Origin of the sequence: Streptomyces sp. NPDC087901, from assembly GCF_044742205.1 — a bacterium.
GTDB lineage: Bacteria > Actinomycetota > Actinomycetes > Streptomycetales > Streptomycetaceae > Streptomyces.
The window spans coordinates 25,061-52,052 of record NZ_JBIUUC010000008.1 but is presented as its reverse complement, the minus strand read 5'-3'; the positions used below and the strand labels follow the sequence as shown (position 1 = coordinate 52,052).

The following is a 26,992-nucleotide window of genomic DNA, read 5'->3' as shown; positions in this document are numbered from 1 at the left end:
CGGGCAGCCGTGGTCCGCGGGGGCGCCCTCAGGCCAGGCTCTCCCGCCAGGCGCGGTGCAGGCCGGCGAACCGGCCCGTGCCGCCGATGAGGTCCGCCGGGGCGCCGTCCTCCACGATGCGGCCGTGTTCCATCACCAGGACCCGGTCCGCGATCTCCACGGTCGACAGCCGGTGGGCGATGACCACCGCGGTGCGGCCGTGCAGCACGGTGTCCATCGCCCGCTGCACCGCCCGCTCGCCCGGGATGTCCAGGGAGCTCGTCGCCTCGTCGAGGATCAGGACCGCCGGATTGGCGAGCAGGGCGCGGGCGAACGCGACCAACTGGCGCTGACCGGCAGAGATCCGGCCGCCCCGCTTGCGTACGTCCGTGTCGTACCCGTCGGGCAGACCGGCGATGAAGTCATGGGCGCCGATCGCCTTGGCGGCCTGCTCGATCTCCTCACGGGTCGCGTCCGGGCTGCCGATCGCGATGTTCTCCGCGACCGTGCCGGAGAACAGGAAGGCCTCCTGGGTCACCATGACCACCCCGCGCCGCAGTTCAGGGGTGGCGAGGTCCCGCAGATCGGTGCCGTCCAGCAGGACCCGGCCCTCGGTCGGGTCGTAGAAGCGGGCCAGCAGCTTGGCCAGCGTCGACTTGCCCGCGCCCGTCGAACCGACCACGGCGACCGTCTGGCCCGCGGGAACGGTCAGATCGAAGCGGGGCAGCACCTCTCCGCCCGTCCGGTAGGCGAAACGCACCCCGTCGAAGACCACTTCGCGGCCGGGGTGCCCGCTCACCGGCGCCGGCAGCTCCCGCGGCTCCAGCGCCTCGGGGACCGTCGGCGTCTGGGCCAGCAGCCCGGCGATCTTCTCCAGCGAGGCCGCAGCCGACTGGTAGGAGTTGAGGAACATGCTGAGCCGGTCGATCGGGTCGTAGAGCCGTCGCAGATACAGGACCACCGCGGCCAGCACACCGAGGGCGAGACTTCCGGAGGCGACGCGGTAGGCACCCCACAGTACGATTCCGGCCACGGCGGTGTTGGCAACCAGCCGGGACCCGACGACGTATCGCGCGTTCTCCAGCATCGCGTCGCCGTTCGTACGCCGGTGCTCGTGGTTCAGCTTCCGGAAGACCTCGTCGTTCACGGGCTCGCGGCGGAAGGCCTGGACGGGACGGATCCCGTTCATCGTCTCCGCGAACTTCACGATGACGGCGGCGATCGCCGTCGACCGCGAAGCGAAGATCACCGCGGCCCGGCGCTGGTAGAGCCGCACCAGCAGGTACAGCGGCACGAAGGACAGCACCGCGACGGCGCCCGTGCCGAAGTCCAGCCAGAGCAGCATCAGGGAGATGGAGACGAAGGAGAGAACGACTCCGATCAGTTCCTGCAGGCCTTCGCTGAGCAGCTCCCGCAGCGACTCCACATCGGTGGTGGAACGGGAGATCAGCCGCCCCGAGGTGTACCGCTCGTGGAAGTCCACGCTCAGCGCCTGCGCATGGCGGAAGATCCGGCCGCGCAGATCGAGCAGCACGTCCTGGTTGACCCGGGCGGAGGCCCGGATGAAGGCGTACTGCATGACGCCCGCGCCGGCCGAGCAGAGCGCGTAGCCGAGGGCCACCGCGATCAGCGGCCCGTAGTCCTTGTCCCGGAACGCGGGCACCCCGCTGTCGATGGCGTACGCCACGAGCAACGGCCCCGCCTGGACCGCGGCCTGCTGGATCAGCAGGAACAGCGCGGCGACCACGACCCGGCCCCGCAGCGGCCGCAGCAGCGAGACGAGCAGCGTGCGCGTGGCGCCGGGCGGAGTGGGCAGGTCATCGCGGTCGAAGGGGTCACCGGGCCGCTCGGCGGGCGCGTCACCCGCTGATTCCGGGACCTCCGGATTCCCGCTCTCGTCCCTCTCGTCTCTCTCGTCCCTCTCGTCCCGGCCGTCGCCCGGCTCGGTGGGACGCCCGGTCGTGGTGCTCGTCATCGGGTGCTGCTCTCCTCTGCGGGGGCGTGCACGCCCGGAAGGTCATCGGCCGTCTTGCCCGAAGGGGGCGTCCCGGTGGGCTCCCCGCCGCCCGAGACGCCCGCTCCGGACATCAGCCAGGCGTATTCGGCGTTGCTGCGCAGCAGTTCCTGGTGGGTGCCGACCGCGCTGATCCGGCCCTCCGACAACAGGGCCACCCGGTCGGCGAGCATCACCGTGGACGGGCGGTGCGCGACCACGATCGCCGTGGTCTCCTCCAGCACGCGCCGCAGCGCTGCCTCGACCAGCGTCTCCGTGTGCACGTCCAGCGCGGAGAGCGGGTCGTCGAGCACCAGGAAACGCGGCCGGCCGACGACGGCCCTGGCGAGTGCGAGGCGCTGGCGCTGGCCGCCGGAGAGGCTGAGGCCCTGCTCGCCGACCTGGGTGCCGATGCCGTGCGGCAGGTCGTGGACGAAGTCGGCCTGCGCGACCGACAGGGCCCGCCGCAACTCCTCCTCGCCCGCGCCGCCGGCGCCCATCAGCACGTTCTCCCCGACGCTCGCCGAGAAGAGGGTCGGCTCCTCGAACGCGACCGACACCAGCTCGCGCAGCCGTTCGCGCGGCATGGTGGTGATGTCCTCGCCGTCCAGCGTGATCCGGCCGGACGTGGCGTCGTGCAGCCGGGGGACGAGCGCGGTGAGCGTGGTCTTCCCGGATCCCGTGGCCCCGACCAGGGCCATCGTCTCGCCGGGACGGATCCGCAGATCGATCCGGGTGAGGACGGGGACGGAATCCTCCTCCGCGTCCGGGTAGCGGAACCCGACACCCTCGAAGACCATGCCGCCGGCCTCGGGGTGCTCGTCCCGGGCGGCACTCCCGGGCACGGCCGTGTCCTTCTCCTCCGCCACGTCCATCACCTCGAAGAACCGCTCCGTCGCCGTCGCCGACTCCTGGCTCATCGCCAGCAGGAAGCCGATCGACTCCACGGGCCAGCGCAGCGCCAGCGCGGTGGAGAGGAAGGCGACCAGGGTGCCCGCCGAAAGACCGCCGTCCGCGACCTCGATCGTGCCGAGCACCAGCGCCGCCCCGATGGCGAGTTCGGGAATCGTCGTGATGAGCGCCCAGATGCCCGCGAGCAGCCGCGCCTTGCCGATCTCCGTGGTGCGCAGCCGCTCGGAGAGCGCCCGGAAGGCGAGGGCCTGGCTGCGGTGCCGGCCGAAGCCCTTGATGATGCGGACGCCGAGCACGCTCTCCTCGACCACCGTCGTCAGATCGCCCACCTGGTCCTGGGCCCTGCGCGCCACCACCGAGTACTTCGTCTCGAAGACCGAGCAGATGATCACCAGTGGCACGACAGGGACGAGCAGCACCAGGCCGAGCGTCCATTCCTGCATCAGCAGGATCACGAATCCGACCAGGATCGTGGTGGTGTTGACCAGGAGGAAGGTCAGCGGAAAGACCAGGAACATTCGCAGCAGCATCAGGTCCGTCGTGCCGCGCGAGAGCAGTTGACCCGAGGACCACCGGTCGTGGAAGGCCACCGGCAGCCGCTGCAGATGCCGGTAGAGGTCGGCCCGCATCGACGCCTCGACGCCGGCCAGCGGACGCGCCACCATCCATCGCCGTACCCCGAACAGGACCGCCTCGGTGATCCCCAGCAGCAGCAGGAACAGCGCACCGAGCCAGACGCCGCTCGGGTCCTGGTGGGCTACCGGGCCGTCGACGATCCACTTCAGTACGAGCGGGATCACGAGGCCGAGACACGAGGCGACGATCGCGATCAGGGCGGCGCCGGCCATACGGTTCCGTACCGGCTTCACATACGGCCACAGCCGTAGCAGGGACTGCACGGCGGACCGGTCCTTGGGCTCTACATGTTCTTCGGGCATCAGGAGCGAGCCTACGGTTCGCCACTGACATCGCTCATGTGGTTTTCCTCGCCCTGCGAAGGCTTGACGGACAGCCGATCTCATCCGAATATTTGTCCGACCCCGGGGGAGGGGTGGGTGTGCACACCGTGCCCACCACCATGTGAGCAACCTGGGGCGGGGCGCATGACCACGGCCGATGTGTACAACGAGCGCTGCGAGCAGCTGTTCCTGGCGGGCGGACTCGGAGCCGTCCGGCGTGCCGCGGAGCAGGGACTCGACGAGGTGGGTCCGCACGCCGACCTCTACTGCTGGCTTGCCGTGGCCCACGCCTCGGAGGACGAGGACGATCATGACACCGAGGCCGAACGCGCCTTCCGCAAGGGGCTCGCGCTCGACGCCGACCACCTCGGCCTGCTGGCCGGGTACGGCGAGCTGTGTCTGCGCAGCGACTCGTTCGAGTACCCCGGACGGGCCGCCCGTGCCGTGCAGCTGACCCGGCGCCTCGAAGAGCTCGCCCCCGACTCCGCGGCGAACGCACAACTGCAGCAGGCCCACCGCTGGGCGGGCCGCAGCTACTGGGAAGATCTGCGGATGGCCGCGGCCCGGGGCGCTGTGAAGCGGCAGGCGGTGGAGGCGCAGGCCGGAGACGTGGCGGACGCCCTGCGGACGCAGAACATCGACGAGGCGCGGGCACAGGCCGCGGAAGCGACGCGGGCATGGCCCGAGGACCGGCGCGCAGCCGTTCTCGCCGCCACACTCGACGCCCTTTCCGGCCCCGGGAACGCCCCGCTGCGCTGGATCGCCCGCCACCGCGGCTGGGTCTGGGCGGCGTCCGTCGCACTCTCGGCCCTGACCGGGGCGCTGCTCAGGACCACCGGAGTCGTCGACGGGTTCGGGCCGTGGGGCCTGCTGTGGATGCTGCCGATGCTCGCGGCCGACGCCCGGCTCTCCTCGATCAGGAAGGAAGGCGAGCGGGTGGCCCTGGCACGGCTGGAGGAACGGCTCTCGGGGGCCGGGGAGAAGACCGGTACCGGCGCCGGCGCCTGAGGGAGCCCCGTCGGGCGACGCCCGGTCGTAGCGCGGTATCAACCGATCGGCCGATGCCGGTTCGAGCGCGATGGGGGATGCCGCCGAGGGGCCTGCGCCCGCGATGCTCACAGGCATGGCAATCATCGAACTGAACGGGGTGCGCAAGACCTACGCCGGCCGCCCCGTGGTCGACGGGATGAGCTTCTCCGTGGACGAGGGAGAGATCTTCGGAATCCTCGGCCCCAACGGCGCGGGCAAGACCACCACGGTCGAATGCGTCGAGGGCCTGCGGGTCCCCGACGTCGGAACGGTCCGGGTCGCGGGTCTCGACCCCGCCGCCGACCACGACCGCGTGACACTCCTGCTGGGCGCGCAGCTCCAGGAGAGCGAACTGCAGCCGAAGATCACCGTGAGCGAGGCGCTGGAGCTGTACAGCGCCTTCTACCCGCAGCCCGCCGACTGGCGCCCGCTCGCCGAACGTCTCGGGCTGCACACCAAGCTCACCACCCGGTTCGGCCGCCTCTCCGGCGGCCAGAAGCAACGCCTCTCCATCGCACTCGCCCTCGTCGGCAACCCCCGGGTCGTGGTCCTCGACGAGCTGACCACCGGACTGGACCCGCGGGCCCGGCGCGACACCTGGCAGCTGATCGAAGAGGTACGCGACAGCGGGGTCACGGTCCTTCTGGTCACCCACTTCATGGAGGAGGCACAGCGCCTCTGCGACCGTATCGCCGTGATCGACAAGGGGCGGATCGCCGCCCTCGACACCCCGTCCGGACTGATCGCCGCGGCCGGCAGCTCGACGGCCATCTCCTTCACCCCCTCCGAGCCGCTCCCCGACGCCGAACTGGCCGGGCTGCCCGGCGCCGTCTCGTGCGAGAACAGGAACGGGCGGATCGTCATCAACGGCACCGACGAGACCGTCAACGCCGTCATCTCGCTGCTGGCACGGCTCCGCATCACCGCGCAACGGCTCCGTGTCGCCGAGGCGACGCTCGACGACGCCTTCCTCGACCTCACCGAGCACCCCGGCCCCGCGGACGAGCGCGGCCTGACAGAACAGGCAGCCTGAGATGGCCACAGCGAACACCGTTCCCGCGCCCCGCACCGCCCCTTTGCGCGTCTCGCTCGCGGTCCTGCGGTCCGAGGCCCGGCTCTTCCTCCGCGAACCCGGCAGCCTGTTCTGGATCCTCGCCTTCCCGACCGTACTCATGACGATCCTCGGCCTGATCCCGTCCTTCCGGGAGCACGACGACGCGCTCGGCGGGCGCCGTGTCATCGACCTGTACGTACCCGTGGCCGTACTGCTCGCCATGATCATGACCGGTCTCCAGGCGATGCCGCCTGTACTCACCGGCTACCGCGAACGCGGCATCCTGCGCCGCATGTCCACCACCCCCGTGCGGCCCTCCGCCCTGCTCGGCGCGCAGATCGTCCTGCACGGAGCCGCGGCGCTCGGCTCCACCCTGCTGGTGACCGCCGTCGGCCGGATCGCCTTCGGAGTACGGCTGCCCGGCCAGCCGTTCGGCTATCTGCTCGGGCTGCTGCTGGCCGTCGCCTGTGTGCTGGCGCTGGGCGCGCTGGTCTGCGCCGTCTCACGCACCACCAAGATCTCGGCCGCCATCGGCTCGGTCGTCTTCTTCGTGATGATGTTCACCGCGGGCGTCTGGGTGCCGGTGCAGACCATGCCCGACGCGCTCCGACGCATCGTCCAGGTCACCCCGTTCGGTGCGGCGTCCCAGGTGCTGGACCGCGCGGCCACCGGCGCCTGGCCGAGCTGGGCGTACCTCGGGGTGGTGGCTCTGTGGACCGTACTGGCTGCGGTGGCCGCGATCCGTACGTTCCGATGGGAGTAGGCGTCACGGGGGAGACTTCACCCATGAACGCGGGGGAGAGGGAAGACATGGCCGATGTGACGACGGCCGAACAGGGGTGGGAGCGGTTCTTCCGGCACGGACCGTACGTTCTGCTGGGCCTGGCCACCGTGGTCTCGGCCGTGACCGGCGGGCTCATCATGTCCCGCGCGGATGTGTACGCTGCCGCGGTGCTGCTCCCCACGGCACTCTTCCTGCAGCTCTGGTGGAGCCGTACCCAGGCCGCCCCGGGATCGCGGGCCGCGTTCTGCTACTTCGCCGTCCGCACGCTGCTGGCCCTGGGGCTGACCTGGTGCAACCCGTTCTTCTCGATCTACGCGGTCCTCGGCTACTTCGACGCCGGCCGGGTCCTCCCGCGACGGGGCGTGCGGGCCGGTCTGCTGATCACGGCCGTCATCATGGCGGGTTCGCAGTCCGGCAGCGGCCTGCCGCCGGTCACCCTCATGAACTGGGTCGTCTTCGTCATCGTGCTGGCCGTGCACGCGACCCTCACCATGGTCTTCGCCCAGATCGGCGACCGCGAGGCCGAGCAGTCCCGTACCCAGACCGACACCATCACCGCCCTGGAGTCCGCCAACGCCCGGCTCGAACAGGCCCTGGCCGAGAACGCCGGGCTGCACGCCCAACTCCTCGTGCAGGCACGCGAGGCGGGGGTGGCCGACGAGCGGAGCCGGCTGGCCGCCGAGATCCACGACACCCTGGCCCAGGGACTCATCGGCATCATCGCCCAGCTCCAGGTCGTCACCTCCACGGCACGGACCGACCCCGCGCTGGCCCGGGAGCACCTGGCCCGGGCCGCCGCGCTGGCCAGGCACAGCCTGGGCGAGGCACGTCGCTCGGTGCACAATCTCGTCCCGGCCGCCCTGGTCCACGACGACCTGCCCCGCGCCCTGGAGAAGACGGTCACCACCTGGTCGGAACGGACGGGCGTCCGCGCCGAGTTCACCGTCACGGGCACCGCCGAACCCCTGCACGACGAGGTCGGTGCCACCCTGCTGCGCATCGCGGAGGAGGCCCTGGCCAACGCGGCGCGGCACGCCGGGGCGTCCCGGGCCGGCGTCACCCTGTCCTACATGGGCGACGAGATCTCGTTGGACGTACGGGACGACGGCCGCGGTTTCGACCCGGCCGCGCTGCCGCCGTACCGGGGCGCCGGCGGATTCGGACTCGGCGGCATGCGGGTCCGCGCCGAACGCATCGCGGGCACGGTCGAGGTGGAGACCGGACCGGACCTCGGCACCGCAGTCTGCGCCCGGGTCCCGATGGTCCGGCACGACTGAGGCACCACCCGCGCCGGCACAGTACGGTGGACCGCCATGGACCGGGAACCCGCACGCGTCATCACGCTGATCGTCGTCGACGACCACCCCGTCGTACGGGACGGACTGCGCGGCATGTTCGAGTCGGCGGCGGAGTTCCGGGTGCTCGGTGAAGCGGCCGACGGCGTCGAGGGCGTCGACATGGCCGTCCGGCTCGACCCCGATGTGGTCCTCATGGACCTGCGGATGCCGGGCGGCGGCGGTGTCGCGGCGATATCCGAACTGACCAGGCGCGGCGCCCGCTCCAGGATCCTGGTCCTCACCACGTACGACACCGACTCCGACACCCTGCCCGCGATCGAGGCGGGCGCGACCGGCTATCTGCTCAAGGACGCGCCGCGCGACGAGCTCTTCACCGCCGTCCGCGCCGCCGCCGACGGCCGCACGGTCCTGTCGCCCGCCGTGGCCTCCCGGCTGATCTCACGAGTGCGCACCCCGGCCGCGCCCGGCCACGAGTCGCTGTCCGCGCGCGAGCGCGAGGTGCTCGGACTCGTCGCCAAGGGGACGCCGAACCGGGAGATCGCCGCCGAACTGTTCATCAGCGAGGCGACCGTGAAGACCCATCTCACCCATGTGTTCGCCAAGCTGGGCGCCAAGGACCGCGCCGCGGCGGTCGCGGTCGCCTACGAACGCGGCATCCTCGGCTGACTCGCTCCCTCACCCCGTCACCCGCAGCAGCAGCACCGACCTCGCCGGTACCGTCATACGCGCGCCGCCCCGGTGGAGCGTGCCCGGTGCGGCGGACTGGTCCTCCCGCGAGGTGTCCAGGACCAGTTCGTACGCGTCCGCCCAAGGCGGTCCCGGCAGCAGGAACTCCGCCGGGCGGTGACCGGCGTGCAGGACGGCAAGGAAGCTGTCGTCGGTCACCTGCTCGCCCCGGGCGTCGCGCCCCGGGATGTCGCGGCCGGAGAGGTAGAGCCCCACCGTCGCGGCCGGTGCGTACCAGTCCTCCTCCGTCATCTCCGCCCCCTGCCGGGTGAACCACGCCAGGTCCCGCAGCCCGTCCGGGGCCTGCGCCCGGCCGGAGAAGAACGCCCGGCGGCGCAGCACCGGATGGGTGTGGCGCAGCGTGAGCACCCGGGCCGTCAGCTCGGTCAGCTCCCGCCACTGCGGCTGCTCCAGCAGTGACCAGTCCACCCAGCCGATCTCGTTGTCCTGGCAGTAGGCGTTGTTGTTGCCGCCCTGGGTGCGGCCCATCTCGTCGCCCGCGACGAGCATCGGCACCCCGGTCGACAGCAGCAGTGTGGCGAGGAGGTTGCGCAACTGGCGGCGGCGCAGCGCGTTGACACCGTCGTCGTCGCTCTCACCCTCGGCGCCGCAGTTCCAGGACCGGTTGTCGGAGGTCCCGTCGCGGTTGCCCTCGCCGTTGGCCTCGTTGTGCTTCTGCTCGTAACTCACCAGGTCGCGCAGGGTGAAGCCGTCGTGCGCGGTGACGAAGTTGACCGAGGCGTACGGCCGGCGGCCGCCCCACGCGTACAGGTCGCTCGACCCGGTCAGCCGGTAGCCGAGATCGCGTACGTCGGGCAGGGCGCCGCGCCAGAAGTCCCGTACGGCGTCCCGGTACCGGTCGTTCCACTCGGTCCACAGCGGCGGGAAGGCCCCCACCTGGTAGCCGCCGTTGCCGACGTCCCACGGCTCGGCGATCAGCTTCACCCGGCGCAGCACCGGGTCCTGGGCGATCACCGCGAGGAAAGGGGACAGCATGTCGACGTCGTGCATCGACCGGGCGAGCGCCGCCGCCAGGTCGAAGCGGAATCCGTCGACGCCCATCTCGGTCACCCAGTACCGCAGCGAGTCCGTGATCAGGCGGAGCACGTTCGGCTGCACCACGTGCAGGGTGTTGCCGCACCCCGTGTAGTCCGCGTACCTGCGGGCGTCGGACTGGAGGCGGTAGTAGCCGCGGTTGTCGATGCCGCGCAGCGACAGCATCGGGCCGAGCTCACCGGCCTCGGCCGTGTGGTTGTAGACGACGTCGAGGATCACCTCGATGCCCGCGTCGTGCAGGGCGCGCACCATCCGCTTGAACTCGCCGACCTGCTCGCCCGCCGTGCCGCTCGCGGAGTATCCGGCGTGCGGGGCGAAGTAGCCGATCGAGTTGTAGCCCCAGTAGTTGCGCAGCCCACGCCGCAGCAGATGGTCCTCGTGGGCGAACTGATGCACCGGCAGCAGCTCCACGGCCGTCACCCCGAGGCGCTGCAGATGGCCGATGGCCGCGGGGTGCGCGAGTCCGGCGTAGGTGCCGCGCAGCTCCTCGGGGATACCCGGGTGGCGTGCGGTGAAGCCGCGGACGTGCAGTTCGTAGATGACGGAGTCCGCCCACGGCGTCTTGGGCCGGCGGTCCTCTGCCCAGTCGTCGTCGTCATGGACGACGACCCCTTTGGGGACGTACGGAGCGGAGTCCCGTTCGTCGCGCACGGTGTCGGCGACATGCTGCTGGGGCCAGTCCCTCACATGGCCGTACACCTCCGCCGGAAGGGTGAAATCGCCGTCCACCGCCCGGGCGTACGGATCGAGGAGCAGCTTCGCCGCGTTCCACCGGGCGCCCGTCCACGGGTCCCAGCGGCCGTGCACCCGGTAGCCGTAGCGCCGGCCCGGCCGCACACCGGGCACGAAACCGTGCCAGATCTCGTGGGTCAGCTCGGTCAGGGCGAGCCGCGTCTCGGTGCCGTCCTCGTCGAAGAGGCAGAGCTCGACGGCCTCCGCCCCGCCGGCCCAGAGGGCGAAGTTGGTGCCCGCGACCCCGTCGGGGCCCACCCGGAAGCGGGCGCCCAGGGGTGTCGGCGCCCCCGGCCACACGGCGGGCGGCCGCTGGGCCGGTTCGACGGTCCGCCCGGATCCGGCGGCGGGCGCCCGCTCCACCGGCGGTCCGGACGGCCCCGTATCCGTCCTCGGCACTGCCTCCTGCTCGGCTGCGCTCGACACCTGCTCGCCTCCCGCGGCTCGTGGGGACCGGCACCGAAAGGGGGGCGCGCGGCGTCCCGGCCGCGGCTCCCCGAGTGTGGTCGTCCCCCTTGTTCTGCCCACGACGGGGCCCGCACTCACGTTTCCCCCGGACCGCCCGCGTCGTTGGGGGGACGTGAACCACGTAGCGAAGAAGACAGGGGCGAGCCCGGCGGCCGTGACGGCCCGGTCGGGACTGCTCGCCGCAGTGGCCGTACTGGCTGTCCTGACCGGCTGCTCGGGTACGGATTCGATCATCGGCGGGAAACCCCGCTCGCCGCAGGAGGCCATCCGGATCACTCCGCGGGACGGGGCCGAGGACGTCGCGCCGGACGGCCGGGTCGGGGTGACGGTCCCGGAAGGGCGCCTGGAGAGCGTCGAGGTGACCCGGATCGAGGACGCGCAGAAGCAGGAGGTGCGGGGCCTGATCGCCGAGGACGGGCGGTCCTGGTCCCCGCAAGGGGTGGCCGGCCGGCTCGGCCTCGCCGCCAAGTACAGCGTCGACGCGGTGGCGGTGGACGGGGCGGGGCACCGCTCGGCCCGGCACACGACGTTCACCACGAAGGTCCCCGAGCACCGCTTCATCGGGTACTTCAAGCCGGAGAACCGGTCGACGGTCGGCACCGGCATGATCGTCTCCTTCAAGTTCAACCGTCCTGTCACCCGCCGGGCGGCCGTGCAGCGGGCCATCCGGGTCACCTCCGATCCGGCGGTCGAGGTGGCGGGGCACTGGTTCGGCGACGACCGCCTCGACTTCCGCCCCGCCTCCTACTGGCAGCCGGGCACCGAGGTGACCGTCGAGGCGGGGCTGCGTGATGTGGAGGGCGCGCCGGGCGTGTACGGGAGCCAGCGCAAGACGATCCGTTTCACGGTCGGCCGGGAGCAGGTGTCCCGGGTGGACTCGGCCGCGCACACGATGGAGGTGCGCCGGGACGGGCAGCTCGTCTCGACCGTCCCCATCACCGCGGGCTCGCCGACGACGACCACGTACAACGGCAAGATGGTGGTCAGCGAGATGCACGAGGTGACGCGGATGGACGGGCGGACCGTCGGCTTCGGCGGCGAGTACGACATCAAGGATGTCCCGCACGCCATCAGGCTCACCGAGTCCGGGACCTTCCTGCACGGCAACTACTGGTCCGACGAGGACATCTTCGGTTCGACGAACGTCAGCCACGGGTGCATCGGACTGCGCGATGTACAGGGCGGCAGCAGCTCCGCTCCGGCCGGATGGTTCTTCGACCGGACACTGATCGGCGACGTCGTCGAGGTCGTCAACTCCAAGGACAAGAAGGTCGCTCCGGACAACGGCCTGGGTGGCTGGAACATGGACTGGAAGCGGTGGAAGGCGGGTTCCGCACTCCGCTGACACCCGGGGAGTTTCCCCCGGTCCCTCATCGACGGCGCGGCCGCTCCAGGCCGCGCCGTCCGGCGTACCGGCTCCATGGCGGCCGAACCGCCCGCGACCAGGCGAACTGCTGGGCCGAGTTGGGACGGAACGGTGACAATAGTGGGGCGTTCTGCCTGCGGGTGGTGTGATTATCTTTCGCTGAGCGCGCATGTGCAGCGTGCGGGGGTGGGGGCCTGCGGGTCCCCGGGGCCTTGGCTGGGCCAGGCCGTGTGAGGGGAGACGACCACATTGAACGGGCAGCCGATATCGGGGGCATCGGCCAGGGCGAACAGCGGGCGGCGGGGGCGTGGCGCCACTGGCCTGCTGGCTCTGGTGCTGGGTGCGCTGCTGTTGCTGGTGACGGCGTGCGGCGGGGGAGACACCGACGCCGGGAGCAAGGGCGGCAACGCGGACGGGGCGGGGACGGGGGACACCACCGCCTCGCAGGCCGTCGTGAACATCGTGCCGAAGGACGGGGCCGATTCCGTCGCCACGAGCGGGGCACTGAAGATCTCGGCCGAGCAGGGGAAGCTGGCCACGGTCAAGGTCTCCGACCCCAAGGGGGCCGACGTCGCGGGGAAGATCGCGGCAGACGGTACGAGCTGGGAGCCGGACCGGCACCTGGCCTCGGCGACCAAGTACAAGGTCCATGCGGTCGCCAAGGACGCGAAGGGCCGTGAGTCGGCGAAGGACACCACCTTCACCACGCTGGTTCCGCAGAACACCTTCATCGGGCAGTACACCCCGGAGGATGGTTCCACGGTCGGCGTCGGGATGCCGGTCTCGATCCACTTCACCCGGGGCATCACCGACCCGGAGGCGGTCGAGAAGGCCATCGAGGTGACGGCGGAGCCCGCCGTCGAGATCGAGGGCCACTGGTTCGGCAACGACCGTCTGGACTTCCGCCCCGAGGACTACTGGGCCGCGGGCACCAAGGTGACCGTGAAGCTCGACCTCGACGGCGTCGAAGGACGCCCGGGGGTCTACGGCAAGCAGGCCAAGACGGTGTCCTTCACCGTCGGACGCCGGCAGGTCAGCACCGTCGACGCGAGTACGCACCGGATGAAGGTCGTCCGCGACGGCAAGCAGATCAAGGACGTTCCGATCTCGGCGGGCGCCCCGGCCACCACCACATACAACGGCCAGATGGTCATCAGCGAGAAGCTCCGGGTGACCCGGATGAACGGAGACACCGTCGGCTTCGGCGGTGAGTACGACATCAAGGACGTGCCGCACGCGATGCGCCTGTCCACGTCGGGCACCTTCATCCACGGCAACTACTGGGGCGGCTCGGGCATCTTCGGCACCACCAACACCAGCCACGGCTGCGTCGGTCTGCAGGACGCGCGCGGCGCCGGTGACCCGAGCACCCCGGCGGCCTGGTTCTTCAACAGTTCGCTGATCGGCGACGTCGTGATCGTCAAGAACTCCCACGACGACACGATCCAGCCGGACAACGGCCTCAACGGCTGGAACATGAGCTGGTCGGAGTGGACCAAGTAAGGCTCATAGCACGGACACTCACGGGCCCGGTGCCGACGGACAGATGCCGTTGGTCACCGGGCCCGTGAGTGTCTGCGGGCCCGTGAACGGCGTCGGCTCCCGGGACCACGACGAGGTCCCGGGAGCCGACGCAGTTATTGGCAGCGGCGGCCGAAGAGCGGTGTGAAGCGATATTTCGGCCCGTATTCGATACGTGTGCGACGGTCCGGTTCGTTACGTGGGTGATGTTCCGGGCATGTATGCCGAAGATGTGGCCCCATCCGTGACCCCGCAGTTATCCGACAGGTCGGACTCATTCCTTGTCGCGGAAGTCCGGAGCGGTGGAAAGGGATCGTCGACCAGGCCCGCCCGGGTCAGGTGAACACCTGCTTGAAAGCGGCTGATTGCTCCCTGGTCATCCATGATTTCAGCGATATGACGGCGGCATGTGCGGACCGATATGCCGAGCCGGCGAGCCACCATTTCGTCTTTGTGCCCCATCGCCATAAGGCGCACTATCGACTTCTTGAGGGCATCGATGGTGTCCGGAGTATCCTTCGCGTCGGGAATGAGCGGGCTCGAGGTGTTCCACAGGTTCTCGAAAGCGGCACAGGCGAAAGCGACCATCGCCGGGTCCCGCACCGCGGCCGCCGTCGTCATGCCGGCTCCCCGCGACGAGCCCGGGGAGTGGGGCAGAACGAGCGCTTCCCGGTCGAAGGCGACGAGCGGATCGATCAGCTCGGCGCTGGTCCTTACCTCCGCCCCGTGCTGCGTCAGCTCCCGCACCAGGGCTCGGGTCACCAGGTCGCCGCGTATGGCGTGCTGGTAGATCAGCCGGGCCCGCACCCCGCGGTCGAGCAGGTCCAGGGCGATGGTCCGGGCTGCCGGAAAAGCACGGCAGGGGCGAGCGCCGCTGGGCAGGACCAGGAGAAGTTCCTCCTGGCAGCGGGCGCTCATGTGGCTGATCAGCGCATGTAAGGCCGTGATGCCGGCGGGACCGTCCGCCGGTGGCGGGGCGACGGAGAGCGGCCCCGCCGGGTCCGGCCGGCTCTCCTCGTGGTCACGGGCGCGGTCCGTACGACGGTCGCGCAGCCGTGCTCCGAGCGCCCGTGCCAGCTGCGCCCCGGTCTCCTCCGCGTCCACCGGCGCGACGCGTTCGCCCTCGGCGGCGTCCGGCCGGATCAGGCCCAGGAGACGCAGTACCCGCTCCGCACCGATCGACTGCTCGGGACTCAGGCTCAGACTCTCGGCGACGTCCTCGTGCTCGGGCCGGGTCGCTTCCCCGCTGAATCCCTGCGTCGATGCGCTGTGGTCCAGTGGCGTGCATTCCCCGGCCGAGCGGGACCCTCTGGCTGCCGGCATTCGCTGCTCCCCCTTTTGCCCGCAGGTCATTGGGCATCAACTCTAGGGTATCTGGATTTCGTGAAGAGAAATGGAGCGTGAATTCGCTCACGAGTGATCCGAGGGTACGGCCGTGCAGTGGCGGGAGGGAGTACGGAAAGCGTCGGAAAGGTTGGCGAAAATTAACGCAAGGAGGCTCGGGCGGGGTCACTAAGGTAGTGCTTAGTCAGGGCGGAATCTCCTGGTCCGGAATTTTCGCATGAGTAATCGGAGCAGGATTGGTCGGCACGAGCGTAACCGAGGGGGTTGCTTACCCAACAGTATTTACTCAATTAATGCATTTCATTTACTGTCCCTTTACTTGTGTTCGGAGGGTGACGCCGTTTGGGTGCGCCGTATGAAGGGAAGGGGGTTTCCCGGGATTCCGGCGCGCTCGCTTCGGTGCGCTCGCTTCTGCCGGCCGGCGGCGGCAGGGCCGGCATCGGCGCGGCCGGGCCGTTCGCTTCGGCCCGGCCGCGCGATCGCGGTCAGGGCGAGGCCGCGCCGCGCGGTCCGGCGTCCTGAGAACGTCCGTGACGTCGCCCTGCCGTCCCGGGCCCGGGCTTCGGCAGCCGCGCGGGTTCGTGGCGGGGCAGGATCTGCCGCAGCGGGGAGCCGCGGCGGCAGATCAGACCGCTTCGGCCGTGGAGACCGTGAGGTGGAGGTCCACCGGAAGGTCCTGCCGACGTGTGATGTTGAGCTTGCGGTACACGCGCGTGAGGTGCTGCTCGACGGTGCTGACGGTGATGTGCAGCTTCAGGGAGACCTCGCGGTTGGTGTAGCCGCTTGCCGCGAGGGTGGCCACCCGGCGCTCCGAGTCGCTCAGCTTGGTGTCGAGCTCGGAGCGGCACTCCTCCTGGGCGCCGCTCCGGTGCATCCGGTCCTCCGGGCCGAGCTCCGGGGAGATCTCCTCGCACAGCGACTCGGCACCGCACTCGCGGGCCAGGTTCCAGGCCCTGCGGAGCACCGCGTCCGCACGGGCGGGCTCGGAGACCGCCCGCAGGGAACGGCCCAGCGCGACGAGCGAACGGGCCAGCTCCACCCGGTCGCCGGAACGGCTCAGCTCCTCGACCGACTGATTGAGCAGGGCCAGTTGCTGGCGCGGATCCGAAGTCACCGCGCGTAGACGCAAGCTGATTCCGCGTACCCACGGCCTGCGCGCGTCCGGATCGGCGAACTGCTGCTCCACGAGCGCCTTGGCCCGCTGCGTCTCACCGAGCCGGAACAGTACGTCGGCCGCGTCCGTGCGCCAGGGCAGCATCGCCGGCCGGTCCACGCCCCAGCTCTTGGCGAGCCGGCCCGCTTCCAGGAAGTCGCCGAGCGCGGCGTGGAGTTGGTGCGTCGCCATGAGGTAGAGGCCACGGGCGCGCAGGTAGGAGAGGCCGTGGGTGCTCTTGAACAGCGTGTCCGCGACGGGCTGGTGGAGCTGGCGGGCCACCGTCGCGTGGTCGCCCATGAGAGTGCGCGCCCGGATCAGTGTGGCCGTCGGACTCCCGATGAACGCGCTGCTGCTCTGCTCGGGCAGGCAGTCCAGCGCCCGGCGGGCGTACTCCTCGGCGGCGTGCAGATCACTCAGACGCAGAAGTACCGCCGCGAGCGCGGAGGAGAACAAAGCCTGCCAGGCGGGGGCCTTCTGCCGCTCGGCCTCGGCGATCAGTTCGCGGCAGCAGGCGGCGGCCCGTTCGGGGTGACCGAAGTAGGAGAGGGACCGCAGGGCGCGCATGACCGGTTCCAGCGTCTCGTCGGTGAGGACGGTCGTGCGCAGGAAGCGCTCGGCGACCGTGGCCTCCGCGCTGTCCTCGGTGCCGGGCGAGGGCCTTCCCTCGCCCGGTCCTCGCGGATTCTCGACCCGGATGCCGGGTGCGCCCGGCATCCCGTCCGGGCGGGGTCCGTGTCCGGATCCCTCATGGCCGCCCGCGCCGCCCGCCATGGTCTCCCTGAGGATCATGGACATCACCTCGGCGGCCTCGGCGATGCGGCCCTGGGAGGTGAGGAGTCCGGCCAGCGGGGCCAGGCGCTCCACGGCCAGTCGGCCGGAGCGGAGCACCGCGAGCGGGGCGGACAGGTGCTTCTCCGCCCGTCCCGGATTGACCCGCCAGGTGACGGCTGCGAGCCGGGTCTTGATGTCGGCCCGCTGCTGCTCGTCGAGGCTCAGTTCGTGGGCGAGTTCGAGTGCTTCCGAGGCCCGGGCCGGGCCGCTGCGCGTCAGCAGGTCCTCGGCGGCCTCCCGCAGCACGTCCACGGCCCAGGGGGCGGCGCTGAGTGAGCCCCCCATGTGGGTGGCGGCGAGCAGATGCCGGGCGACCTCGGTTACGGATTCGCCTTCCAGGTGCAGGAGTTCGGCGGTGCGCAGATGCAGCCCGGCCAGCACGTCGGCCGGTACCTGATCCAGGATCGCCCGCTCGGTGTGCGGGTGCGGGAAGCGGTGGCCGTCGAGAATCCCGGAGGCGGAGAGCGAGGCGACCGACTGCGCGGCGGCGAACGCCGGGACGCCCAGGAGCCTGCCGGCCCGCTCCGGCGTGTAGGCGTCGCCCAGCACGGCGAGCGCCGCACCGAGGTCGAGCATGTGCGGTCCGTTGTGCCGCAGGCAGGTCAGGACGGCCTGTCCGAACAGCCCGCCCTGCTCGGGCAGGAAGGTGTCGGCGCCGGCCGGAGCGGAGCGGTACTCCTCCAGGAGGGCGCGCAGCAGCAAGGGATTGCCCCCGCTGATCGCGTGCAGCTCACCCGAGAGCGCCTCGCGAGGTGTGGGGCCGTGGGAGCCGGCCGCGACGCGCCGGCATCCCTCGGGGCTCAGCCGCCGCAGCCGGATGCGCCGCACGTTGCGGCTGCGCAGCAACTCCGTACCGAAGGAGGCGTCCTGGCCGTCCTGGTGCAGGGGAGTCGTGAGTACGAGCAGCATCCTGGTGGAGCGGCAGTGCCGGACGATGTGCTGGAGGTAGCGCAGGGACGCGCTGTCCGCGTGGTGCACGTCGTCGACGGAGATGACGAGGGGCGTGGCGGCGCTCAGCCGCTCCAGCGCCGCCTGGAACTCCCGCATCGCGCTGACCTGCGGCTGACCGTCCGGCGCCGTGGAGACCTCGGGGAGTGTGCCGGCCGGTGCGTCTCCGGTCAGCTGTCGCATCAGGCCGAGCGGCAGCTCCCGTTCGGTCGGTGAGCCGAACGCCCGCAAGGACAGGTCGTCGCCCGCTTCGGTCCATTCGGCGAGAGTGTCGATGAGCTCACTCTTGCCGCATCCGGCAGCGCCCTCGATGAGGACGATGCGGGGTGCGCCGCCTCGGCTCTCACTGAGCGCGGTGCGCAGTATCTGGACTTCTGGCTCTCTTTCGGCAAATTCCACTATGTCCCCCGAGGCCCACGCTGCAGATTGTCTTGTCCCGGGCATTGGGAAATGCCCTGATGGAACACGTGTGGCGTATATGGAACGCGTGTGCGTACGCTACACGCCTATGAGTGTGGCGCACGCTCGGCGTATCCTCTAGTGGTCACAAGTTGCACGCCCGGCGAGGCGCTCTTGCGTTCGGCAGCCAGGTCAACGCTTCGCAGTTCCACCGGAGTTCGGTCGGTCTAAGATGCCCCGACGGCTTCGAGTCAAGGGTGGTGCTGTGGGTCACCGTGAAGATCTCCTGGAAGGCGCGAAGCGCTGTCTGCTGGAGAAGGGGTTCGCCCGTACGAGCGCGCGGGACATCGTGGCGGCATCCGGCACCGCGCTGGCGTCCATCGGCTACCACTACGGTTCCAAGGACGCCCTGTTGGTGCAGGCCTACGTCCAGGCGATGCAGGAGTGGGCGGACGAGTTCGGGCCGGACACCGCGATCGGGGCCGACCTCGAATCCGCGGGGTCGACGATCGAGCGCTTCGAGATGGTCTGGAACCGTATCGTCGAGATCTTCCCTGAGCGCAAACCCCTGTGGGCGCTGAGCGTGGAGGTCGCCGTGCACGCGGAGAACCTGCCTCAGATGCGGCAGGGGCTCTCCAAGGCGCAGCCGTTCGGCTGGTCTGCGCTCGTGGCGCTCTTCCACGGCGTGGACGAGAGCGAGGTCGACGAGCAGATGGCGGTCACCCTCGGCCGGTTCTACGCCGCGTTGCTCAACGGGGTGATGTCGCTGTGGCTGTTCTCGCCGGAGACCGCACCCTCCGGGCGCGATCTGGCCGAGGCGATGCGGGCCATTCTGGTGCTGCATCAGGGTGCCGCCGTCGGTTCGGGCCCGGCCGTCTGAGGGATCGAGGAGTGACCGGGTGCCCGAAGGGGGCGGGGGTCGCGGCCGCCGCCCCGGCGGGTGCTGCGCAGGCCCGACGGGTGTCGCGCCGGCCCGCTCAGGGCTCGTCGCGGACCAGGCCGGCGTCCCGCAGTTCGCTCACCCAGATGTCCATATCGGTACGGGTGTTCTCCGGGTCCGTACACCACAGTTCGGCCAGCATCTCGGCCGCCGGGACGAGTTGGCCGTTGTGCTGGCGCAAAGCGATCCACATGGCTGCGGCGACCGGGCTGCACCGGTAGCTGGTGCCGTCCGCCGTGGTGAGGAATTCGAGGTACCCGTCCTCGGTGACGCGTGAGGTGACGCCGTGCTCTGGTCGTACCGGCACTCTGGCCTCCGTTGTCGATAGCCGGCTGGTGACGGCCAACCATGAGGAGGAGGCGTGACCGTGTACGCGGGGCGGGGGGTGGGGGGTGGGATGTCTGTCAGGTCGGTCCGTCTGCGGGCGCCGACCGGGTCTGCCTCGCGCATCGGCTCATGAGGGCAGGCTGCCCGATGCTGCGATAGACGTTAGTCTAGTACGGTCGTCTAGATTCTGGTGAGGGAAGCGCAACTCTGTCCGGAATGCATTGGCCGGGGCCATGAAGCGCGCCTGCCCGGGAGTTGACTCCCGGGCAGGCGCGAGCAGGCCTGCCGCGCGGGGCGCCTGTCCCGGCGTCCCGCGCGGCACTCACATGTATGCGACCGTGCGCGCGGACCGTACGGCCGGCGCGCACGGTCGCTCACGATTCCACGGTCAGCGCGCTCGTGCGGGCGCGGATCAGGTCGAGGACCTGGGGCACGTGGGAGTCGAGGTAGAAGTGTCCGCCGGGGAACACCTTCAGCTCGAACGACGCCGTGGTGTGCTCGCCCCACGACGTCGCCTCGTCGACGGTCACCTGCTGGTCGTTGTCACCGACGAGCGCCACGACGTCCAGGCCGAGCAGCGGTCCCGGCCGGTAGCGGTACGTCTCCGCGGCCTTGTAGTCGCTGCGGATCGCCGGAAGGATCATGCGCAAGATCTCGGGATCGGCCAGCACCGCGGAATCCGTCCCGCTCAGCTGGGTGATGTCGGCGATGAGGCGGTCGTCGGTCGCCAGGTGCACGGTCTCGTCCCGTACCCGGGAGGGCGCCCGGCGGCCCGAGGCGAAGAGCGTGCGCGGCGGCGTTCCCGCGGCCTCCAGCCTGCGGGCCACCTCGAACGCGAGCGTGGCTCCCATGCTGTGGCCGAACAGGGTCAGGGGAACGTCCCCCCAGGGGCGCAGTTCCTCGATGACGAGATCGGCCAGCTCCTCGATGTCCTCCACGCAGGGTTCGCTCCTGCGGTCCTGGCGGCCGGGGTACTGGATCGCGAGAACGTCGACCGCCGGGGACAGTGCACGTGACACCGGGAAGTAGTAGGTGGCCGATCCGCCCGCGTGCGGGAAACAGACCAGGCGGGCGGGGGCCTCGGGCGCCGGATGGAATCGCCGGATCCAGGGCCCGGTCTCCCGTGAGTCGTCCGTCATCAGTGCTCTACATCCTTCTGTCGCTGTCGCTGTCGGGCCAGGTCCGGTACGGAGTCGGAAGGGAAGCCGGGGTCGCCCCGGCCGTTGCCGAAGTGCCTCACCGCGCAGCCCAGCTGCCGGGCGGGCGGTAATGAAGCGGCGCGCTCCACCGGGGTGCGGCGCAGGGACGGGCGTCCGGGCCGGCTGCCGGGGCGCGGCGCAGGCTCAGCAGAGCGGTGGTCACGGCGGCGATCTCCTCGGCGGACGGCACGCCGCCGAGGAAACGCAGCGCCGGACCGTTGCCGTCCGGGCCGGCGGATCCGGTGGCCGGGGCGCAGGGGGCAGCGGTCATGGGCTCGGTCACTCCTCACAGGACTCAGGTCGGGGGGTTGCCGTGCTTGCGGGCCGGAACCCGCGCGTCCTTGGTCCGCAGCATCGCGAGGGAACGTACCAGCACCGCACGGGTCTCGGAGGGATCGATCACGTCGTCCACGAGACCGCGTTCGGCCGCGTAGTAAGGGTGCATCAGCTCCTGTTGGTACTCCTTGATCCGCTGCTCACGGGCCGCCGCGGGATCGGGAGCGGCCGCGATCTCCCGGCGGAAGACGATGTTCGCCGCGCCCTCCGCGCCCATCACGGCGATCTCGTTGGTCGGCCAGGCGAAGGAGAGGTCGGCCCCGATGGAGCGCGAGTCCATCACGATGTACGCACCGCCGTACGCCTTGCGCAGGATGACCTGGACACGCGGGACAGTCGCGTCGCAGTAGGCGTAGAGCAGCTTCGCGCCGTGCCGGATGATGCCCTGGTGCTCCTGGTCGGTGCCCGGCAGGAAGCCCGGCACGTCGACCAGCGTGACCAGCGGGATGCTGAACGCGTCGCAGGTCTGGACGAACCGCGCCGCCTTCTCCGAGGCGTGGATGTCCAGCACCCCGGCCTGCGATGCCGGCTGGTTCGCCACGATGCCGACCGTGTGACCGTCCAGCCGGGCCAACGCGCAGATGATGTTGGTGGCCCACTGCGCGTGGACTTCGAAGAAGTCCTCGTCGTCGACGATCTCCCGGATCACCGCGCGCATGTCGTACGACTGGTTGGCGTGGTGCGGCACCAGGCTCAGCAGGCTGTCGCACCGCCGGTCCGCAGGGTCGTCGGTCGGCGCCTCGGGCGGCAGTTCGCGGTTGTTCGCGGGCAGCAGGGAGAGCAGGTGCCTGACCTCCTCCAGACACTCCGCCTCGTCGTCGTAGACGAATCCGGCCGCGCCGGAGACCGTCGCGTGGACCTCCGCCCCACCGAGCTGTTCGTGTGTCACCCGCTCGTTGGTGACGGCCTGGACCACGTCCGGCCCGGTGATGTACATCTGCGAGATGTCCCGCACCATGAAGACGAAGTCGGTGAGCGCCGGCGAGTAGGTGGCACCGCCCGCGCACGGCCCGAGAATCACACTGATCTGGGGGATCACCCCGGACGCCCGCACGTTGCGGCGGAAGATCCCGCCGTAGCCGGCGAGTGCCGTCACACCCTCCTGGATCCGCGCCCCGGCACCGTCGCTCAGCCCCACCAGAGGCGCGCCGGACGAGATCGCCAGATCCATCACCTTGTGGATCTTCTCCGCGTGCGCCTCGCCCAGCGAGCCCCCGAAGACCCGGAAGTCATGCGCGTACGCGAAGACCGTGCGGCCGTGCACCTGGCCCCATCCGGTGATCACCCCGTCCCCGCTGGGGCGTCGGTGCTCCAGGCCGAATCCTGTGGACCGGTGCCGCCGCAGCGCCTCGACCTCCTGGAACGTCCCCGCGTCGAAGAGCAACTCCAACCGCTCCGGAGCGGTCAACTTGCCCCGCGCGTGCTGCTGTTCGGTGGAGCGCGGGCCCATGCCCTCGCGCGCCGCGCTCTTCAGCTCCGCCGCCTGAGCCACCAGCGAGCGCAGATCCGGCCGGGGCGGCGCGGAGCTGTCGCCACCACTGTTCGACGGGGCGTCCTGATGCACTGTCATGGTCCCACCCATCCTTGGCTCGACGGTGCCCGGTGGCTTCTCGCACCGGCGCCGGAATCCGGATAACCGTCCCTCATTGAAGACCCGGCGCGGTCCTCGTGCCCTCCCCTAAGTTGTCCGGCACCCCCCTAAAGGGCTGTCCCGGCATCCCTGGCAGGACAGCCCCTGCGACCTGCGGCCGGGCCCCGGCCCGCCCACCGGCCAGGCCGGCCAGGACACGGGACCCTTAGGGGCTCTACGGGGCACCACCGGGTGGAAGCGAAGTCCCTTTACACCGCCCGGACGTCGGGACGCCCCGCCTCCAAGGCCGAGGGACGTCAACGGAATTGGGACCCGCGAACCTTAGGGGTTTTGGCGGCGGCGGGCAGACCTCAGCCTGGAGCCCGACCGGTTCGGAAACGAAGCGCCCGACGGGCTGATCGCGCCGGGACGACGTGCTGAAGGGCAGGACACCATGAGAGACGACTTCCGTACCGGCGGTGCGCTGGTCTTCCCCGGCATGAGCCCCACGCGCTTCCAGGACTCGGCCAAGTTCATGCTGGTCAACCCGGTGGCCCGCCGGCTCGTCGCCGAGGCCGACCACGCACTCGGCTACTCACTCGTCGACCGCTACCGGGAGACCGAGGGAGACTACAGCGAGTACGCCCAGGTCGCGTTCCTCGTCAACTGCCTCGCCCTCGCCACCTGGGCGCAGGACCGGTTCGACCCGGAACCCGCGCTCTGCGTCGGACCCAGCTTCGGCGGAAAGACCGCGGCGGCCCACACGGGCGTCCTGGACTTCGCCGACGCCGTCCGCCTGACCGCCGGCTGGGCCAGGCTCCTGGAGTCCTGGTTCGCCGAGAACCACCACGACGTGGTCACCCACTCCTTCACCCGCGTCCCGCGCCCCGAACTGGACCGGGTGCTCGCCGAGCTCGACGAGCGCGGCGAGTGGTACGAGATCTCCTGCCATGTCGACGAGGACTTCTACATGGTGTCGCTGCGCGCGACCGTGCTGGAGTGGCTCGGCAAGCGACTGCGTTCGGTCGGGGGCCTGCCGCTGTACACGATGCGCCCGCCCATGCACGCGAGCGTCTTCGCCCCTCTGCGTGAGCGGGCCGAGGAGGAACTCTTCGCCCTGCTCACCTTCCACGACCCCCGGATCCCGGTCGTCGCCGACCAGGACGGCACCCTGCTGACCACCGGCGACCAGGTCCGCACCATGCTGCTGGACGGCTTCGTCCGTCCGGTCCGCTGGCCCGCCGTCGTCGACTCCCTGCGCCGCCACGGCGTCGGCAAGCTGTACGTCGCCGGTCCGGACAGCCTCTTCGGCCGGGTTCCCGTCACCACCAGGAACTTCGACGTCGTCGCCGTGGACCCGCGGACGGCGCTCCGGCCCGTCCGCCGGAGCCTCGCCGCCTGAGCGCGGCCCCGTCTCCCCTGACCCGAAGCACCTTCGAGGGACGCGCCCAGGCCGGCGCCGCGTCCCTGCCACCGGCACCAGGACCGGCCGCGGACTTTCGAGCGAGAGGTACACCATGACCCTTCTGACCAGGACCGACCTGGGATTCGCCTATCTGCAGCTGACCGGGTCTGCCTGGCAGGAGCCGGTGCGGTACACGCTGGAGGAACGGCTGGCGGCGCTGGCCGAGAACAACTGCGTCTCGATGGGTATGGCCGTCGAGGAGCTGGAGTCGTTCCTGGCCGACCACTCGGCGGACAAGCTGCGCGGCCTGCTCTCCGAGTACGGGATCCGGCTGCACGAGCTGGAGGTCCACTTCGGCTGGAACGCCGGACCGGAGGAGAGCGGCCCTGCCCTGGAGGCGGAGGCCCGCCTCTTCGAGCTGGCCGGGCTGGCCGGCATTCCCGCCGTCAAGTCCTGTGCCGTGTACCCGCCCGGCGTGGAGATGCCCCCCACCGAGGTCCTCACCGAGCGCTTCGGCGCGATGTGCGACCGTGCCGCCGCGCGCGGACTGAACATCTCCCTCGAAGCCATGGCCGTGATGCCCGGCTTCACCTACCAGGTCGCCTCCGACATCATCGTGGCCGCGGACCGCCCGAACGCCGGTCTGCTCATCGACATGTGGCACCTCTTCCGCGACCCGACCGGCGTCGGCTCGGTCGACCAGCTCACGGGCGCGCAGATCGCGGGCGTGGAGTTCGCGGACGCCCCGAGCACGCCGTCCCCCGACGTCATGAACGAGGTCCTCAGCGGCCGACTGCTGCCCGGCGAGGGCGACTTCGACATCACCGGGCTGCTGCACACGCTGGACGCCAAGGGCGTCGACCTCACCCCGTCGGTGGAGGTCCTCTCCGCCGACCTGCGCGCCCTGCCGCTCAGCGAGAACATCGCCCGTACCGCCGCGGCCGTGCGCGCCTCCCTCGAGAAGGCCCGCGGCTGAGAGCGCCACCCCTCACGACCTCCCCGCGGCAGGGAGCGGCCTCCCTGCCGCGGGGAGGCCGTCACCCACCGAGCGCAGAGACCTCTGGAGAAGGAACCATGTCCGTCGACGCATGTCCGCACGCCCAGCCCCGCCCCTTCCCCCTGGAGCGCACCGGCTGCCCCCTGGACCCCGCACCGGAGTACGCGGTGCTGCGGGAGACCGAGCCGGTCTCCCGGGTCAAGCTCAAGTTCAACGGCCGTGAGGCCTGGCTGCTCACCCGGTACGAGGACGTCCGGCAGATGCTGGTCGACCCGCGGTTCAGCGCCAACATGGCCGACCCCGGCTACCCGCTCCAGTTCCACTTCCCCATGGAACTGCTCGGCAAGGTCAAGCCCGCCCTGCTGCACATGGACCCGCCGGAGCACACCGCGCACCGCATGATGCTGATGCCGGAGCTCAGTGTGAAGCGCGTCGAGGCGATGCGGCCGCGCACCCAGGAGATCGTCGACGAGTGCATCGACGCGATGCTGGCCCAGGGCGGCCCGGTGGACCTGGTGTCCATGCTGTCGATGCCCGTGCCGTCCATCGGGATGTGCGAGCTGACCGGTGTTCCGCACGAGTCGCGTGACCTGTTCCACCGCTGGGTCACCCTCCTCGTCACCCAGGGCAGCGCCGAGGAGCACGCCTCGGCCAACGCCGAGGTCGAGGTGCTCCTCTACGAGCTCATCGCCGAGCGGCAGAAGAACCCCGGCGACGACCTGATCAGCAGTCTGCTCCAGCGCAACGGGGAGAAGAACGAGCTGGAACCGTCCGACATCAGCGCCCTGGTACGGGCCATGATCGCCGCCGGTCACGAGAGCACCGTCAACGGCATCACCATCGGCGCCCTCGTCCTCCTCCAGCACCCCGAGCAGGCCGACTGGCTGCGCGCGCACCCCGAACTGTCGGGCCAGGCCGTCGACGAGCTGTCGCGCTACTCCAGCATCTCCGACCACGGCACCGTCCGCGTCGCGCTGGACGACGCAGTGATCGGCGGCCAGCTGATCCGTAAGGGCGAGGGCGTCATCTGCTCGCTCTCGGCCTCCAACCACGACCCGGCGGTCTTCAAGGACCCCAACACCCTGGACCTGACCCGCCGCGAGGCACGCCACAACGTGGCGTTCGGCTTCGGACGCCACCAGTGCGCGGGCCAGATGCTCGTCCGCATGCAGCTGGAGGTCGTCTTCACGACCCTGCTGCGGCGTATCCCCGGACTGCGTCTCGACGCGGCTCTGGACGAACTGCCCTTCAAGGCCAACGCCCTCATCGACGGCGTCCACGAGCTGCCGGTGACCTGGTAAAGGAGTTATTCCATGCGTGTGATCGTCGACAAAGAGCGTTGTGTCGCCGCCGGTTCCTGTGTGATCACCTCGCCCGCCGTGTTCGACCAGAACGACGAGGACGGCAAGGTGGTGCTGCTGATCGGGACGCCGGACGAGAAGCTGCGCGACGAAGTCCTGGAGTCCGTCAACGTCTGCCCGGTCGGGGCGCTGAGCGTCGCCGACTAGGTCGTAGACCACCCCTCCCCGGAAGCCGGGGCACGGCCCCCCTCCCCTCCGGGCCCGTGCCCCGGCTGCTCCGGACCTCCCCACCTCCCCTCGAAGCGTCCGGCCCCCGTCGCGCGACGACGCCGGTCCGCTCGCCACCCACACCCGAAAGCGAC

At 70.7% G+C, this 26,992-nt stretch carries 21 protein-coding genes; 12 read left to right on the top strand and 9 right to left on the bottom strand.

What is annotated here, in order from left to right:
* Positions 1 to 28: 28 nt before the first annotated feature.
* Together ACIOEW_RS24040 and ACIOEW_RS24035 are read right to left on the bottom strand one after the other, a co-directional pair.
* Positions 29 to 1,954 carry an ABC transporter ATP-binding protein gene (locus ACIOEW_RS24040; protein ID WP_401965816.1) on the bottom strand — a complete coding sequence of 642 codons (1,926 nt, stop codon included), beginning with the start codon at positions 1,952 to 1,954 and terminating at the stop codon, positions 29 to 31.
* The gene (locus ACIOEW_RS24035) at positions 1,951 to 3,822 is read right to left on the bottom strand and encodes an ABC transporter ATP-binding protein (RefSeq protein ID WP_401965814.1); all 1,872 of its coding nucleotides are present in this window, start codon (positions 3,820 to 3,822) and stop codon (positions 1,951 to 1,953) included. The genes ACIOEW_RS24040 and ACIOEW_RS24035 overlap by 4 nt, the downstream gene beginning before the upstream one ends.
* Positions 3,823 to 3,987: 165 nt before the next feature.
* Here ACIOEW_RS24035 and ACIOEW_RS24030 point away from each other — a divergent pair, with 165 nt between their 5' ends.
* From ACIOEW_RS24030 to ACIOEW_RS24010, 5 genes are all read left to right on the top strand, one after another.
* Positions 3,988 to 4,851 (top strand): hypothetical protein, encoded by an 864-nt coding sequence (locus ACIOEW_RS24030; protein WP_401965812.1) that lies wholly within the window; start codon positions 3,988 to 3,990, stop codon positions 4,849 to 4,851.
* A 115-nt stretch (positions 4,852 to 4,966) separates the two neighbouring features.
* Entirely contained in the window at positions 4,967 to 5,905 is a 939-nt protein-coding gene (locus ACIOEW_RS24025) for an ABC transporter ATP-binding protein (RefSeq protein WP_401965810.1), read from the top strand.
* 1 nt (position 5,906) lies between these two features.
* Complete coding sequence (locus ACIOEW_RS24020; protein WP_401965808.1) at positions 5,907 to 6,689, top strand: ABC transporter permease; 783 nt, start codon at positions 5,907 to 5,909, stop codon at positions 6,687 to 6,689.
* 47 nt (positions 6,690 to 6,736) lie between these two features.
* On the top strand, positions 6,737 to 7,987 hold the full coding sequence (locus ACIOEW_RS24015; protein ID WP_362556572.1) for a sensor histidine kinase: 1,251 nt from the start codon (positions 6,737 to 6,739) through the stop codon (positions 7,985 to 7,987).
* Positions 7,988 to 8,023: 36 nt separating this feature from the next.
* On the top strand, positions 8,024 to 8,674 hold the full coding sequence (locus ACIOEW_RS24010; protein ID WP_401965804.1) for a response regulator: 651 nt from the start codon (positions 8,024 to 8,026) through the stop codon (positions 8,672 to 8,674).
* A gap of 9 nt (positions 8,675 to 8,683) precedes the next feature.
* On the opposite strand, the gene glgX is transcribed toward ACIOEW_RS24010, so the two are convergent.
* The gene (gene glgX / locus ACIOEW_RS24005; RefSeq protein WP_401965801.1) at positions 8,684 to 10,948 is read right to left on the bottom strand and encodes a glycogen debranching protein GlgX; all 2,265 of its coding nucleotides are present in this window, start codon (positions 10,946 to 10,948) and stop codon (positions 8,684 to 8,686) included.
* Positions 10,949 to 11,102: 154 nt separating this feature from the next.
* On the opposite strand from glgX, the gene ACIOEW_RS24000 reads away from it, so the two are divergent.
* Both ACIOEW_RS24000 and ACIOEW_RS23995 read left to right on the top strand, forming a co-directional pair.
* The gene (locus tag ACIOEW_RS24000; protein ID WP_362556568.1) at positions 11,103 to 12,335 is read left to right on the top strand and encodes an Ig-like domain-containing protein; all 1,233 of its coding nucleotides are present in this window, start codon (positions 11,103 to 11,105) and stop codon (positions 12,333 to 12,335) included.
* Between the two features lie 270 nt (positions 12,336 to 12,605).
* Complete coding sequence (locus tag ACIOEW_RS23995; RefSeq protein WP_362556567.1) at positions 12,606 to 13,859, top strand: Ig-like domain-containing protein; 1,254 nt, start codon at positions 12,606 to 12,608, stop codon at positions 13,857 to 13,859.
* A 213-nt stretch (positions 13,860 to 14,072) separates the two neighbouring features.
* On the opposite strand, the gene ACIOEW_RS23990 is transcribed toward ACIOEW_RS23995, so the two are convergent.
* A complete protein-coding gene (locus ACIOEW_RS23990; protein WP_401965798.1) occupies positions 14,073 to 15,200 on the bottom strand; it encodes a hypothetical protein in 1,128 nt (375 codons plus the stop codon).
* Between the two features lie 646 nt (positions 15,201 to 15,846).
* Positions 15,847 to 18,555 (bottom strand): AAA family ATPase, encoded by a 2,709-nt coding sequence (locus ACIOEW_RS23985; RefSeq protein WP_401965797.1) that lies wholly within the window; start codon positions 18,553 to 18,555, stop codon positions 15,847 to 15,849.
* Positions 18,556 to 18,820: 265 nt separating this feature from the next.
* On the opposite strand from ACIOEW_RS23985, the gene ACIOEW_RS23980 reads away from it, so the two are divergent.
* Positions 18,821 to 19,435 carry a TetR/AcrR family transcriptional regulator gene (locus ACIOEW_RS23980; RefSeq protein ID WP_401965795.1) on the top strand — a complete coding sequence of 205 codons (615 nt, stop codon included), beginning with the start codon at positions 18,821 to 18,823 and terminating at the stop codon, positions 19,433 to 19,435.
* Positions 19,436 to 19,532: 97 nt separating this feature from the next.
* On the opposite strand, the gene ACIOEW_RS23975 is transcribed toward ACIOEW_RS23980, so the two are convergent.
* From ACIOEW_RS23975 to ACIOEW_RS23960, 4 genes are all read right to left on the bottom strand, one after another.
* Positions 19,533 to 19,802, bottom strand: coding sequence for a PqqD family protein (locus ACIOEW_RS23975; RefSeq protein ID WP_351000804.1), 270 nt, complete (start codon positions 19,800 to 19,802; stop codon positions 19,533 to 19,535).
* Positions 19,803 to 20,196: 394 nt separating this feature from the next.
* On the bottom strand, positions 20,197 to 20,961 hold the full coding sequence (locus tag ACIOEW_RS23970) for an alpha/beta fold hydrolase (RefSeq protein WP_362557162.1): 765 nt from the start codon (positions 20,959 to 20,961) through the stop codon (positions 20,197 to 20,199).
* Between the two features lie 97 nt (positions 20,962 to 21,058).
* Positions 21,059 to 21,292: an acyl-CoA carboxylase epsilon subunit gene (locus tag ACIOEW_RS23965; protein ID WP_401965793.1), complete on the bottom strand. Its 234-nt coding sequence runs from the start codon at positions 21,290 to 21,292 to the stop codon at positions 21,059 to 21,061.
* 24 nt (positions 21,293 to 21,316) lie between these two features.
* Entirely contained in the window at positions 21,317 to 22,927 is a 1,611-nt protein-coding gene (locus ACIOEW_RS23960; RefSeq protein WP_362557158.1) for an acyl-CoA carboxylase subunit beta, read from the bottom strand.
* 535 nt (positions 22,928 to 23,462) lie between these two features.
* Here ACIOEW_RS23960 and ACIOEW_RS23955 point away from each other — a divergent pair.
* The 4 genes from ACIOEW_RS23955 to ACIOEW_RS23940 all read left to right on the top strand — a co-directional run bounded on the left by ACIOEW_RS23955 (position 23,463) and on the right by ACIOEW_RS23940 (position 26,837).
* Positions 23,463 to 24,329, top strand: coding sequence for an ACP S-malonyltransferase (locus tag ACIOEW_RS23955; protein WP_401966166.1), 867 nt, complete (start codon positions 23,463 to 23,465; stop codon positions 24,327 to 24,329).
* Between the two features lie 115 nt (positions 24,330 to 24,444).
* Positions 24,445 to 25,308 carry a sugar phosphate isomerase/epimerase family protein gene (locus tag ACIOEW_RS23950; RefSeq protein ID WP_401965791.1) on the top strand — a complete coding sequence of 288 codons (864 nt, stop codon included), beginning with the start codon at positions 24,445 to 24,447 and terminating at the stop codon, positions 25,306 to 25,308.
* 98 nt (positions 25,309 to 25,406) lie between these two features.
* The gene (locus ACIOEW_RS23945; protein WP_362557154.1) at positions 25,407 to 26,630 is read left to right on the top strand and encodes a cytochrome P450; all 1,224 of its coding nucleotides are present in this window, start codon (positions 25,407 to 25,409) and stop codon (positions 26,628 to 26,630) included.
* Between the two features lie 12 nt (positions 26,631 to 26,642).
* Entirely contained in the window at positions 26,643 to 26,837 is a 195-nt protein-coding gene (locus ACIOEW_RS23940) for a ferredoxin (protein WP_401965787.1), read from the top strand.
* Positions 26,838 to 26,992 lie beyond the last annotated feature (155 nt).